Raw genomic sequence first — 13,735 nt, forward strand, 5'->3', positions numbered from 1 at the left:
TCTTGCCGGGGGCCTTTTGCGTGCGACGAAAGTGGACTCTCTGTCCAACCTTCGTCTGAACGTTCCGGTCTGCCTTGACCGTGCCGTAGCGGCATGGTTTCAACTGGGTCTCGTCAGCAACCGGAGAGGAGGACGTCGTGGCGTGGAGCACCAGTCAACTGGCCGATCTCGCCGGCACGACGTTGCGCACGATCCGGCACTACCACGACGTGGGCCTGCTCGCAGAGCCGGAACGCCGCGCCAACGGCTACAAGAGCTACGGCGTGCCCCATCTCGTGCGGGTGCTGAGGATCAAGCGCCTCACCGAGCTCGGGTTGTCGCTCACGCAGATCGCGGAACTGGGTGACGGGGACGAACATCCTCGCGAGGCGTTGCGGGAGCTCGACGCCGAACTGGCCGCGCAGATCGAACGCCTGCAACGGATCAGGGCCGAACTGGCACTGGTCCGGCTCCAGAAGGTGCCGACCGACCTGCCGCCGGACGTCGCGGCGATGATCGAGAACGCGAACCTGTCACCGCGGGACCGCTCGTTCACCGTCGTGCTGGCCCAGCTGCTCTCGCCGGAGACGCTTGCCAGGTACGCCGAGACCCTGAAGGACTACTCACGGGACCCGGCGGTCGTGGCGTTCGACAACCTGCCGGAGGACGCGGACGAGGAGACCCGGCAGCGGGTGGCGGACGCCATGCGCGACATGCCGTACATGGCTCAGATCCGCGCCGTGTTCCCGGATCCGGCCGGTCTGTGGAGCGACGCCCCGCGAGGTGCGGAGCACGCGCGGCGGACTGTCGTGAAGGTCCTGGTCGAGCTCTACAACAAGGCCCAGCTGGACGTTCTCGTCCGCATGAGCGGCTGACATTCCATTGGTTCGACGCGCCGAGAGCGCGTCGTCGGGGAGGTATTTGCTAATGCGAAAATCGTTGTCGCTGGCCGCGGCCGTGACCGCCGCCGCAGGGCTGGTGGCGGTACCGGGGGTGTCGACCGCCGCCACGCCGAAGCCCGAGGTGCAGTGGGTCGCTTGTCCCGCTGACGTGGCGCTTCCCGGGCTGGAGTGCGGAAAACTCCGACTGCCGCTCGACTACCGCAAGCCGGAAAGCCGCAAGACCGAGGTGACGATCTCGCGGCTGGCCAGCAAGAACCCCGCGAAGCGCAAGGGGATCCTGCTGACCAACCCCGGCGGGCCGAGCGAGGGCCTGACGTTCCCGGCCGTGTTGAAGGCGGTCGGACTGCCACAGGACGTGCAGGACGCGTACGACATCATCGGCATGGACCCTCGTGGGATCGGCTACAGCTCACCGTCCACATGCGACCTCACCGAGGAGCAGATGGCTGACGGCAGCGTGCCTCCGTACGCCAACAACTCCTCCGAAGTGCGTCAGCGCGCCGACGAGGTCAAGAAGATCGCTGAGCAGTGCCTCAAGTCGTCCTCGGCCGGCGAACTGCCGTACAACACGACCGCGAACATCGCGCGTGACCTGGACTCGGTCCGTGCGGCGCTGGGCGAGAAGAAGGCGTCGTTCCTCGGGTACTCGTACGGCTCGTACCTGGGTTCGGTGTACGCCACGCTGTTCCCGAAGACCGCCGAGCGCGTCGTGATCGACAGCAACCTGCCGAAGGGCGGCTGGGACGTCGAGGGCGGCCGGCTGATGGGCCGTGGCGTCGAGGACACGTTCCCGGACTTAGCGAAGTGGGCCGCGGCGCACCCCGAGTACAACCTGGGCACGACGCCGCAGCAGGTGCGCGCCAAGTTCTTCGACCTGGCCGCGCGGCTCGACAAGAAGCCCTCGGTGGAGGGCTTCGACGGCAGGCTGTTCCGCTTCCTCACCTTCACGGCCCTCTACGACACCGGTGACAAGGCTTTCTCGAAGCTCGCCGCCTCCTGGAAGGCCTTCGACACCGGCCAGCCGCAGCCGCCGCAGGAGTATCCCGAGGTCCCGCGCGTCCAGGCCCTGCTGGCAGGCCGCCTGAACGTGATCTGCGGTGACTCCACCTGGCCGTCGTCAGTCGGCACGTACGAGCGCAACGTGGCGATCGACCGCATCCGCAACCCGATGTTCGGCGCGGCCGCGGCGAACATCCAGCCGTGCGCCTTCTTCCCGAAGCCGGTGGAGAAGCAGGTTCTGCCGTCCGACCGAGGCCCGCGCAACGTGCTGCTGGTGCAGAACGAGCGCGACCCCGCGACGCCGCTGGTCGGCGCCCAGTCGACTCGCCGCGCGTTCGGCGACAGGGCCGCGATGATCGCGATCGACCAGGGCGGGCACGGCGCCTACATCTTCGGCAAGAACAAGTGCGCCAACGACAAGGTCACCGAGTACCTGCTCGGCGGACAGCGTCCGAACGACCAGAAGTGCGCAGCTGAGAACGGCTGATGACAGGTGGGGGCCCGGCTCGCGAGCGAGCTGGGCCCTTGCCATGTGCACGCTCCCAGGGCTAGCTTGTCCCCGCACGACGTCGCCGCCGATTCCACTGTGGAACGGAGCGGCATGAAGACGTTTACACGGCTCGCGGCAACGGTTCTGTGCGCGGCGGCCCTCGTCACGCCCGGCACCGCCCAGGCGGCGGACCTGAACGACCCGCAGCTCAAGGACATCGCCATGCAACTGGTGTCCAGTGCGGAGAACTCCTCTTTGGACTGGCGCGCGCAGTTCGGCTACATCGAGGACATCGACGACGGCCGCGGCTACACCGCCGGCATCATCGGCTTCTGCAGCGGCACCGGCGACATGCTCGACCTCGTCCGCCTCTACCGCGACTGGAAGCCCGGCAACGTCCTGGAGAAGTACCTGCCGGCGTTGGAACGGGTGAACGGCACGCCGTCGCACGACGGCCTCGACCCGAACTTCACGTCCGACTGGGAGACCGCGGCCCAGGACGGCACCTTCCAGGGCGCGCAGGAACACGAGCGTGACCGCGTCTACTTCAACCCCGCCGTGAACCGCGCCAAGCAGGACGGCGTGCAGGCGCTCGGCCAGTTCGCCTACTACGACGCGATCGTCATGCACGGCGACGGCTGGGGTGACCTGGACTTCTCCGGCATCCGCCAGCGCGCGCTCAACACCGGGGCCCGTCCGCCCGCACAGGGTGGCGACGAACGAGCGTGGCTGCACGCGTTCCTCGACGCACGGGCGTGGACGATGAAGCAGGAGCCCGCCCACGAGGACACCAGCCGGGTCGACACAGCACAGCGCAGGTTCCTCAACGAGGGCAGGTTGAACCTCGAACGCCCCCTGCAGTGGCATGTCTACGGGGACTTCTACGAGATCAGGTGACATGAACGGTTCCGGCGGAAACGTTTGCGGGACAAGCGTTTCCGCCGGAATGCGCCCAGTGACGGCAAATGTCCGTTTCGCGAATTAGTAAAGACACTTGCCAATAAAGGTATGGACCCCTTACCGTGGCTCCCACGCCGCCCGGGAACTCGACATCCCTGCCCCGGAGGGAAACACGTGAAAATCACTGGTCGCATCGCGGCCGCACTGCTGACGTGCGCCGCTCTCTTCACCACCACGATCGGAACCGCTGCAGCGGCCAACCTCGACGAACCGCGCCTCAAGGACATCGCGATGCAGATCGTGTCCAGCGCGGAGAACTCCTCGACGAACTGGAAAGCGCAGTTCGGCTACATCGAGGACATCGACGACGGCCGCGGCTACACCGCGGGCATCATCGGCTTCTGCTCCGGCACCGGTGACATGCTCGACCTGGTCGAGCTCTACAAGACCAAGAAGCCCGGCAACGTGCTGGAGAAGTACCTCCCGGCACTGCGCAGGGTGAACGGCACCGAGTCCCACTCGGGCCTGGACCCCAACTACACCAAGGACTGGAAGACCGCGGCCAAGGACTCCGTCTTCAAGGCAGCACAGGAGTCCGAACGCGACCGCGTGTACTTCAACCCGGCCGTGAAGCAGGGCAAGGCCGACGGCGTGCGCGCCCTGGGCCAGTTCGCCTACTACGACGCGATCGTCGTGCACGGCGACGGCGGCGACAAGACGAGTTTCAGCAACATCCGCAAGCGCGCGCTCGGCAAGGCGAAGCCCCCGTCACAGGGCGGCAACGAGACCACGTGGCTCAACGCCTTCATGGACGCCCGCGTGTGGGCCATGAAGCAGGAAGCGGCCCACGAGGACGTCTCCCGCATCGAGACCGCGCAGCGCGTGTGGCTGAAGGCCGGCAACTTCGACCTGAAGACGCCGCTCAGGTGGAAGGTCTACGGCGACAGCTTCGAGATCAAGTGATCTCCTAGCGCGCACACAGACGAAAGAGGAGGGCGTCCCCACTCGGGGACGCCCTCCTCTTCGCTCGCGCCAAGTTCCGATAACATCATGATCCGATGAAAACTCTTGCAGGACATGGTGTTTACGCTGATCGAACCAGTGAGCGCGGCGCCTGATCCGTAATCCGGTAACTGCCCTTGCCGCTAGTGGTACGGACCCCTTACCGTTGCCTCACTGCCGCCCGGGACACCCCGGAGGACCTACGTGAAGATCCCAGGCCGCCTCGCGGCCGCGCTCCTGACGTGCGTCGCACTCATCGCCACAACCACGGGCACAGCCCAAGCAGCAGACCTGAACGACCCGCGCATGAAGGACATCGCGATGCAGATCGTGTCCAGCGCGGAGAACTCCTCCACGAACTGGAAAGCCCAGTTCGGCTACATCGAGGACATCGACGACGGCCGCGGCTACACCGCCGGCATCATCGGCTTCTGCAGCGGAACCGGTGACATGCTCGACCTGGTCGAGCTCTACCAGCAGCGCAAACCCGGCAACGTGCTGGAGAAGTACCTGCCCGCACTGCGCAGGGTGAACGGGACGGACTCCCACGCGGGCCTGGACCCCAACTACACCAAGGACTGGAAGACCGCGGCCAAGGACTCCGTCTTCAAGGCAGCACAGGAGTCCGAACGCGACCGGGTGTACTTCAACCCGGCGCTGCGGCAGGCCAAGGCCGACGGTGTGCGTGCGCTCGGCCAGTTCGCTTACTACGACGCGATCGTCATGCACGGCGACGGTTGGGGCAGCCTGGACTTCACCGGCATCCGCAAGCGGGCGCTGGGCAAGGCGAAGCCGCCGTCGCAGGGCGGTAACGAGACCACGTGGCTCAACGCCTTCATGGACGCCCGCGTGTGGACCATGAAGCAGGAGCCCGCACACGAGGACACCACCCGTGTCGACACCGCGCAGCGCGTGTGGCTCAAGGCCGGCAACCTCGACCTGAACACACCGCTCAGGTGGAAGGTCTACGGCCAGAGCTTCGAGATCAAGTAGCTGAACAGGCGTCTGCAAGTACTACCGACGACCAAGTTGGCGGTACTTGCAGACGCCCCTTCCGTCCTACAGCTGGGTCCAGTCCAGCACCGGCGCCGCGAAGTCGCGGATCGACCCCAGCAGCCCGAGCCGCGCGGCCTTGACCGCCGGATCCTCGGCCATGACCAGCACCTCTTCGAAGAACGTGTTGATCGGCGCCGTCAGCCCCTCGGCAGCGGCAACGAACGCCGCCAGACCGGCCACATCGCGCGAAACACCGTCGAACGCCTTGTACAGCGCCACTTCCGCCGGCTCCGACAACACCGAGGCGTCGTAAGAAGCAGAGACGTCGGCCGGCACGATCCGCCGCACCCGCTGCAGAGCGGCCACGAGCGAGTCGAAGGACTCGTTGCCCGCCAACGACTCCAGCTGCGCCAGCGTCTCGTCGGCCAGCACCGGCGAGTCGGCCAGCGGCAGCACCGCCTGCACGAACCGGTGCTCGTGGCCGGCGTCGAGCAACGCCTGCTCGTAGCGCCGTACCGCGAACTCCCGCGCGGTCTCCAGCGCCTCGGCCGACACCTCAAGGCCTTCAGCGGCAAGGGACAACGCCACCGGCAGGGTGATCGCGCGCAGGTCCGGGAAAGCCCGCAGCACGGTCACCGCGCCCAGAGCCGCGCGGCGCAGGCCGAACGGGTCGGAGGAACCGGTCGGCTGCGCGCCGATGCCGAACAGACCCGCCAGCAGGTCGAAGCGGTCGGCCAGCGAGAGCAGCGCACCCGGCACCGACGACGGCAGCGCGTCACCGGCCGAGCGCGGGAGTTCCATCTCCCACAACGCCTGCGCGACCTCCGGGGTCTCCCCCGCCCGCGCCGCGTACTCCTTCGCCATCACACCGGCCAGCGACGACAGCTCGATCACCATCTGCGAACCGAGGTCGAACTTGGCCAGCGCACCCGCTCGATCAAGCGTCTCGCGGTCGACGTCGACCACCGAAGCGAACCGACCGGCCAGCGTGGCGATGCGACCCGCGCGATCCGCCATCGAGCCCAGCTTGTCCGCGAAGGTGAGCTTCGCGAGGCCCGACTTCATCTCCTCCAGCGGGGTCTTGAGGTCCGCCCGCCAGAAGAAGGCCGCGTCCTCGTACCGCGCGCGCAGCACGGCCTCGTTGCCCGCACGGACCAGGTCCGCGTCGATAGAACCGTTCGCCACAGCCACGAAGTGCGGCAGCAAGGCGCCATCGGACGAACGCACCGGCAGGTAGCGCTGGTGCTTGCGCATCACGGTCGTGAGGATCTGGCCCGGCAGCTCCAGGTACCGCTCCTCGAACGAGCCGAGGATCGGCGTCGGCCATTCGACCAGGTTCGTGACCTCGTCCAGCAGCCCGTCGACCTCGACGACACCGCCGACCGACGCCGCGAGCTCCTGCGCGGCGGCCACGATCGAAGCGGAGCGGACCGAGGCATCGGCCTGAATGCCGTGCCCGGCGAGGAACTCCAGGTAACCGTCCGCAGTGGACACTTCAACGACCGGCGCGTCAGCCGTGCGGTGCACGCGCGTGACGGTGCCGGAAGCCAGCGACGACACCGCGACGGGCACCGGCGTGGACCCGAGCAGCGCGAGCAGCCAGCGGATCGGCCGGGTGAACGACAGCTTCGGGTCGTTCCACTTCATGTTCTTCTCGGCGCGCAGGTCCGACACGACCTCGCCCAGCAGGCCGCTCAGCACCTCGACGGCACCGCGCCCGGCATCGGTCTTGGTCAGCGCCACGAACTCGACGCCGTTCTCCTCGACGCGCCCCAGCGCGGCGACATCGACGCCCTGGCCCCGCGCGAAGCCCTGCACGGCCTTCGTCGGGTTGCCGTCAGCGTCGAAAGCGGCGGAAACACGCGGACCACGCACCGTGCGCTCGGCATCCGGCTCACGCGGCGACACCGAGGGCACCAGCACGACGATCCGGCGCGGCGTTCCGTGCACGGTCACCGTGCCGTGCGTCAGACGAGTCGCACCCAGCTTCGAGGTGACGGCCTCGCGCACCGCGTCGACGGTCCGCAGCACCTCGTGCGGCGGCAGTTCCTCGGTACCGATCTCGAACAGCAGGGTCGCCGGCGCCACCACGTCCTCGAAGGACGAAGGAGCCGCGACGGCGGCCGGAAGTTCAGCCACCCCGAGCGGATGCCCGAGCTCGGCGCGTCGCTCGGCCCACAGACCGGCGACTTCCCTGGCCAGGCCGCGCATCCGGCCGAACGCACGGGCGCGCTCGGTCGTGGAGATCGCACCCCGGGCGTCCAGCACGTTGAAGATGTGCGAGCACTTCAGCACGAAGCTGTGCGCCGGCACGGGCAGGCGGGCGTCGAGCATCCGCCGCGCCTCGACGGCGAACTCCTCGAAGAGGCGCTTGTTCGCCTCCACGTCCGCGTCGTCGAGGTAGTACCGCGACATCTCGTACTCGGCCTGGCCGAACGCCTCGCCGTAGGAGATGCCGGGCGCGTAGGCGATCTTCTTGAAGTGGTCGACGCCCTGCAGCGCCATCATGATCCGCTCGATGCCGTAGGTGATCTCCACCGACACCGGGTCGAGCGTCATGCCGCCGGCCTGCTGGAAGTAGGTGAACTGGGTGATCTCCAGCCCGTCGAGCCAGACCTCCCAGCCGAGGCCCCAGGCGCCGAGCGCCGGTGAGGCCCAGTTGTCCTCGACGAACCGGACGTCGTGCGCGCGGACGTCGATGCCGAGCGCCTCCAGCGAGCCGAGGTAGAGCTCCTGCGGGTCGCCCGGATCCGGCTTGAGGATCACCTGGAACTGGGTGTGCGCCTGCAGCCGGTTCGGGTTCTCGCCGTAGCGGGCGTCGTCGGGCCGCACGGACGGCTCCACGTACGCGACGCGCCACGGCTCGGGACCCAGCACCCGCAGCACGGTGGCCGGGTTCAGCGTTCCCGCCCCGACCTCGGTGTTGAACGGCTGCACCACGATGCAACCTCGGTCGGTCCAGTACTTGGTCAGCGCGAGCAGCGCGTCCTGCATCGTCAACACGGCCACGAGTCTACGAAACCGGCAAAACCGCTGGTCACGGCCCCTGCATCTGGTGGTGTGCACCACTGTGTCACGCTTTGCACAACCGAGTGGAGTCCCCGCACGTCTACTTGGGGTACCCGGAAGTGCTGAGAGGAGTGGGTGTGGACAACCGGCCGCCGCGGCCGGGAGACCCGAGTGGATCTCCTGGTCGGTCTCCTTCTGGGCGACCCTCCGCCACCCCGCGACCCCCGGCGGGGCAACCCCGCCGTCCCCAGGTGCCGCCGCGCAGCTCAGAGCCGCCGCGCCGCGAACCGCGCCAGGCAGAACCTCCGCGCCGGGAGCCCCCGAAGCGCGCCGAACCGCCGCGCAGGGAGCCTCCGCGCCGGGAGTCCGCGAGCCGCAGCGAGCCACCTCGCCGGGAAACCCCGCGCCGGGAGCAGCCCGCCCGCGCCACGTCGTCCGCCCCGCGCCCGCGTCCGGTGGCCGACCGCCCGACGGTCCGCACCACGCCCGCCAAGGCGAAGACGCCCGCTCCGGCCCGGCCGCGACCGAGGCCCGCCGCCGCTCGCCGGCCGAGCACGGCCAGCCGTGGCACGTACACCGGCACGAAGATCTTCGTCAGCATGCTGTCCGCGGTGGTCCTGCTGGTCACCGGCATCGGCTGGCAGAACTACACCGCGCTGACCGACAACCTGACCACGCAGGACTTCGGCCTGGCCGACGCGGGTGAGAAGCCGGCCGACGGCGCGATCGACATCCTGCTGGTCGGCATGGACAGCCGCACCGACTCCAAGGGCAACCCGCTGCCGCAGAACATCCTCAACGAGCTGCAGGCGGGCGGCAGCGACGACGGCGGTTTCAACACCGACACGCTGATCCTGCTGCACATCCCGAACGACAGCGGCAAGGCGTTCGCGGTGTCGTTCCCCCGCGACTCCTACGTGAAGATCGCGGGCGGCTTCGGGCGCCACAAGATCAACTCTGCCTACGGTTACGCCAAGGGGCAAGCCGCGGAGAAGCTGCAGGGCAGCGGCAAGAGCCCGCAGGACCTCGAGATGGAGACCCGCAAGGCGGGCGCGAAGAACCTGATCGAGACCATCCAGAACCTGACCGGCACGAACATCGACCACTACGCCGAGGTCAACCTGGTGGGCTTCTACGAGATCACCAAGGCCATCGGCGGCATCGACGTCTGCCTCAACAGCAACGTCCGCGACAGCTTCTCCGGCGCGAACTTCAAGGCGGGCCCGCAGACCATCGAGGGCAAGAACGCGCTGGCGTTCGTCCGGCAGCGGCACGGTCTGCCAATGGGCGACCTGGACCGCGTCGTGCGCCAGCAGGTCTTCATGGCGGGCCTGGCCAAGAAGATGCTCTCCGCGGGCGTGCTGACCGACAGCACCAAGCGCAACGACACGATCAAGGCCGTGAGCGGCGCCATCGTGCTCGACGACGGCTGGGACATCGCCAAGTTCGCCCTGCAGATGAAGGACCTGACGGGCGGCAACATGACGTTCCAGACGATCCCGACCGGCAACCCCGACCTGCAGACCCCCGAGGACGGCTCGGCGGTCGAGGTCGACGAGGGCGACGTCCGCACGTTCGTGAAGAACCTCGGCAAGGCGCCCGCGTCGTCGGCCGCGCCGGACCCCAAGTTCAACAACGCCTCGGTGATCGTCGACGTCCGCAACGCCTCCGGCCAGCCAGGCCTCGCCGGCCAGGTGCTCCAGTCACTCGTCGCGAAGGGCTTCGGCGAGGGCCAGACGGGCAACGCCGCGGCCATGTCGAAGTCCGTCGTCCGCTACGGCAAGGGCGGCGAGGCGGGTGCCGACGCGGTCCAGAAGGCCCTCGGCGGCGTGAAGACGGAAGAGGACGTGAACACCCCGGCCGGCCGCGTCCGCGTCTTCCTGGGCTCCGACTACTCGGGCCCCGGAGCGCAGGGATTCACCGGCTCCGGAGTACTCGCCCTGGACGGTGCACGTCAGCAACCGGCTGACCCCGCGGCCCCTCCGCCCATCACCGCAGACGGCGTGCGCTGCGTAAACTGATACCCAGAGTAGAGTCGAGTACCCCATTCGGGGGATTCCGGCAGTAAGTTGCGTAAGCAGCGAAGCTCTGGCGCCTTCCATCACCGTGAGACCCGCTCACGGGGTGGAGGACCAGTGACGACTGCGACAGGCCAAATCGACACAGCGGCGTACCAGCGCGTGCTCGGTGATGAGATCCGCAGCCTTCGCAAGCAGCGCGGCTGGACCCGCAAGGAGCTCAACAAGCGACTGCAGACGGAGATCTCGCTGCAGACGCTGGCGACCTACGAGCTGGGTACCCGGCAGTGCTCCGTCGTGCGCCTGGTGGAGATCTGCCACGCCCTCGACGTGCCCGCGCACCAGGTGCTCGCCCGCGTCCACGAACGCTTCTTCGGCGACACCCCCGCCGGCCACCTGACGCTGAGCCTCACCGCCGTGGCCGCCACCGACAACCCACGCCTGGTGCCGCTCAAGCGCTGGGCCGCCGGACGCCTGCACGCGCTGCCTCCCAGCCTCTCCCCCGAGGTGCACCTCGACCTGCCCGCGCTCGAGAACATGGCACAGCTCTGCCAGCTCCCGACCGTCGAGCTGATCCGCATCCTGCGCGGCCTGGCCCGCTAGAACAGTCAGCCCACCCAGCCCGCACCCGAGAACATGACCCAGTCGACGGCCAGCTCCCGACCGTCGAGCCGATCCGCGCATCCTGCGCGGCCTGGCCCGCTAGTCGTGCCGGGCCGCCAGTCGTGCCGAGCCGCCAGTCGTGCCGAGCCGCCAGTCGTGCCGAGCCGCCGGTGCTGAGTCGCTAGTTGTACCGAACCCCGTTCACACCAACGCAACGACCGCCCGAAAAGGTCGCTTCTCCACCGCCGGTAGCATCGCCGGGGTGAACGATTCCCCCGCCCGCCTCCCTCTGCGCACCGCAGCCGCCGTGAAGCTGGGCAACCTGAGCTCCACGCTGTCCCAGAAGATGGGCCTCGGCGCCGGCGGCATGATCGGCGGCCGGGTGGCGCTGAAGCTCGACCCGCAGGCGCTCGCCCGGCTCACGCACGGCCGCAGGGTCGCCGTCGTGACCGGGACGAACGGCAAGACCACCAGCACGATGATGCTGGCCAGGGCCGTCGGCGCGCTGGGCGAGGTCGCCACGAACCACAGTGGCGCGAACATGCCCGACGGGCACGTCACGGCGCTGTCGAAGCAGCCGGACGCCCCGTACGCGGTGCTGGAGTGCGACGAGGGCTACTTCCCCGCCGTCGCGGGCGCGAGCAACCCGGCCGTCGCGGTGATCCTGAACCTGTCGCGCGACCAGCTCGACCGCGTCGGCGAGGTTCGCACCATCGAGCGGGCGTTGCGCGACACCGTCACCAAGCTGCCGAACTGCACGATCGTCGCGAACTGCGACGACGTGATGGTGACGAGCGCGGCCTGGAACGCCCAGAAGGTCATCTGGGTCGCCACCGGCACCGGCTGGCACCACGACTCCGCGAGCTGCCCGCGCTGCGGCAACCCGATCCGCTGGCAGGGCGAGCACTGGCACTGCACCGGCTGCGACCTCGCGCGCCCGCACCCGAACTGGATCACCGCCGACGAGGCGATGATCACCCCGGAGCACCAGAAGCTGGAGCTCCGCCTCACGCTGCCGGGCAAGTTCAACCAGGCCAACGCCGTCATGGCGTCCGCCGCCGCGCACGCTCTCGGTGTGCCCACGGACGAGGCGGTGCGCAGGCTGCGCGGCGTCTCCAACGTGAGCGGCCGTTACCGCACGATCCAGCGCAACGGCCGCAGCGCGCGCCTGTTGCTCAGCAAGAACCCCGCCGGCTGGAGCGAGACCCTCACGGTCGTCAAGGAGGCCAACCACCCGGCCGTCCTGGTGATCAACGCCAACGAGGCCGACGGCCGCGATCTGAGCTGGCTGTGGGACGTCCCGTTCGAACGGCTGCAGGGCCGCACGGTGATCGCGTCCGGCGAACGGGCGACCGATCTCGCCGTCCGCCTGACCTACGCCGAGGTCCAGCACACGATCGTGCCCGACCCGCTGAAGGCCATCGACCAGATGCCGCAGGGGGCGGTCGAGGTCATCGCCAACTACACCGCGTTCCGCGACTTGAATGCCAGGGCTGCCGCTGATGAGTGAGTCGACAATCCAGATCGCGCTCGTGCTGCCGGATCTCCTCGGCACGTACGGGGACTTCGGCAACGCCGTGGTCCTCGAGAAGCGCATGACGTGGCGCGGCATCAAAGCCGAGATCGTGCCGATCAACTACGGCGAGCCGGTACCGGACTCGTGCGACATCTACGTCGTCGGCGGCGGTGAGGACACCGCGCAGACGCTGGCCGTGAAGCACCTGCGCGAACACCCCGGCCTGCAGCGCGCCGTCACGAAGAACGCCGTGGTGTTCGGTGTCTGCGCCGGCATCCAGATCTTCGGCGAGAGCTTCACCCGTGCCGACAACATCACGCACCCCGGCATGGGCCTGATCGACTCGTCCTCGCACGCGGGCGGCAGCCGTGCGATCGGTGAGGTCGTCGCCGAGCCGGCGGACGGCCTGTTCGAGGGCCCGCTGCTCGGTTTCGAGAACCACCAGGGCCGCACCACCCTGGGCCCGGCGGCCCGGCCGCTGGCGCACGTCAAGGTCGGCACTGGCAACGACGGCAGCGCCGAGGGCGCGGTTCAGGGCCGGATCGTCTGCACCTACCTGCACGGACCTGTGCTGCCGCGCAACCCGGCGCTCGCGGACATGCTGATCGAGTGGGCCACGGGCACGAAGCTCGCCCCGCTGGACCTGCCCGCCGTCTCCGCTATGCGGGCCGAGCGGGTGCGGGCAGCTTCGTAAGCCTGGCGGAAACACCCGGCCAGATCACGGCCATCACGTAGTCGGTTGCGAGCGCGGGCCCCACCGAGGGCCTGCGCTCCATCCACACCGCGAGGCGTTCCGTCGCACCGACGACGATCTCCGCGAACGCCTCGGCTTCCAGCGGGTCGATGTCCGGCGTGAACGACGCCAGCACGGCCCCGATCATGTCCGTCTGCTGCTGACGGATGCCTTCCACCTCTTCTTGGGCCGATGGCACGGCCACGGCCGCCTCCTGCCGCAGCAACGCCCACGACCTGCGGTGCTCGTCGATGAACTCGAAGAACGCGAGCAGGCCGAGCCGCAGGAACTCCTCAGGACTTCCCGCGCCCGCGATCGCCGCCGCGGTCTTCTCCCGCAGCTCGGTGCGCGCACGGTGAATACAGCCGATGAGCAGGCCTTCCTTCGAGCCGAAGTACTCGTAGAGCATCGGCTTCGAGACGCCGACGCGTTCGGCGATCTCGTCCATCGACGTGGCCAGATACCCCTGCTCGGCGAAGATCTCCTCGGCGACGGTGAGCATCTGCGCCATGCGCTGGGCCTTGGGCATGCGGCGGCGCGGAGCAGTCACGAATGGAGTCTACCGCTCGTAACTTACTTCGAGTAACC

11 protein-coding genes are annotated in these 13,735 nt (G+C 68.6%); 9 read left to right on the forward strand and 2 right to left on the reverse strand.

Annotated features, from left to right (window positions below; all coding sequences use genetic code 11):
• Positions 1-137: 137 nt before the first annotated feature.
• The 5 genes from SK803_RS21155 (at position 138) to SK803_RS21175 (ending at position 5,265) form a co-directional block, all read left to right on the forward strand.
• The gene (locus tag SK803_RS21155) at positions 138-854 is read left to right on the forward strand and encodes a helix-turn-helix domain-containing protein (RefSeq protein ID WP_319967773.1); all 717 of its coding nucleotides are present in this window, start codon (positions 138-140) and stop codon (positions 852-854) included.
• Positions 855-906: 52 nt separating this feature from the next.
• On the forward strand, positions 907-2,367 hold the full coding sequence (locus SK803_RS21160) for an alpha/beta hydrolase (protein WP_319967774.1): 1,461 nt from the start codon (positions 907-909) through the stop codon (positions 2,365-2,367).
• Between the two features lie 114 nt (positions 2,368-2,481).
• A complete protein-coding gene (locus SK803_RS21165) occupies positions 2,482-3,267 on the forward strand; it encodes a chitosanase (RefSeq protein WP_319967775.1) in 786 nt (261 codons plus the stop codon).
• Between the two features lie 177 nt (positions 3,268-3,444).
• Entirely contained in the window at positions 3,445-4,233 is a 789-nt protein-coding gene (locus SK803_RS21170; protein WP_319967776.1) for a chitosanase, read from the forward strand.
• Positions 4,234-4,476: 243 nt separating this feature from the next.
• The gene (locus SK803_RS21175; RefSeq protein ID WP_406601558.1) at positions 4,477-5,265 is read left to right on the forward strand and encodes a chitosanase; all 789 of its coding nucleotides are present in this window, start codon (positions 4,477-4,479) and stop codon (positions 5,263-5,265) included.
• A 66-nt stretch (positions 5,266-5,331) separates the two neighbouring features.
• Here SK803_RS21175 and SK803_RS21180 read toward each other — a convergent pair whose 3' ends face one another.
• Positions 5,332-8,262 carry a glycine--tRNA ligase gene (locus tag SK803_RS21180; RefSeq protein ID WP_319967954.1) on the reverse strand — a complete coding sequence of 977 codons (2,931 nt, stop codon included), beginning with the start codon at positions 8,260-8,262 and terminating at the stop codon, positions 5,332-5,334.
• A 266-nt stretch (positions 8,263-8,528) separates the two neighbouring features.
• Between SK803_RS21180 and SK803_RS21185 the strand changes: the two genes are divergently transcribed.
• The 4 genes from SK803_RS21185 (at position 8,529) to SK803_RS21200 (ending at position 13,108) form a co-directional block, all read left to right on the forward strand.
• The gene (locus SK803_RS21185) at positions 8,529-10,298 is read left to right on the forward strand and encodes an LCP family protein (RefSeq protein WP_319967777.1); all 1,770 of its coding nucleotides are present in this window, start codon (positions 8,529-8,531) and stop codon (positions 10,296-10,298) included.
• Between the two features lie 114 nt (positions 10,299-10,412).
• Positions 10,413-10,898 (forward strand): helix-turn-helix domain-containing protein, encoded by a 486-nt coding sequence (locus SK803_RS21190; protein ID WP_319967778.1) that lies wholly within the window; start codon positions 10,413-10,415, stop codon positions 10,896-10,898.
• Positions 10,899-11,160: 262 nt separating this feature from the next.
• Positions 11,161-12,408, forward strand: coding sequence for a MurT ligase domain-containing protein (locus SK803_RS21195; RefSeq protein ID WP_319967779.1), 1,248 nt, complete (start codon positions 11,161-11,163; stop codon positions 12,406-12,408).
• The gene (locus SK803_RS21200; protein WP_319967780.1) at positions 12,401-13,108 is read left to right on the forward strand and encodes a type 1 glutamine amidotransferase; all 708 of its coding nucleotides are present in this window, start codon (positions 12,401-12,403) and stop codon (positions 13,106-13,108) included. Before SK803_RS21195 ends, SK803_RS21200 begins: the two co-directional genes overlap by 8 nt.
• On the opposite strand, the gene SK803_RS21205 is transcribed toward SK803_RS21200, so the two are convergent.
• Positions 13,074-13,658 (reverse strand): TetR/AcrR family transcriptional regulator, encoded by a 585-nt coding sequence (locus SK803_RS21205; protein WP_319967955.1) that lies wholly within the window; start codon positions 13,656-13,658, stop codon positions 13,074-13,076. The two genes, SK803_RS21200 and SK803_RS21205, sit on opposite strands and share 35 nt — an antisense overlap.
• Positions 13,659-13,735 lie beyond the last annotated feature (77 nt).

Source organism: Lentzea miocenica (genome assembly GCF_033949945.1).
Classification (GTDB): Bacteria; Actinomycetota; Actinomycetes; order Mycobacteriales; family Pseudonocardiaceae; genus Lentzea; species Lentzea miocenica.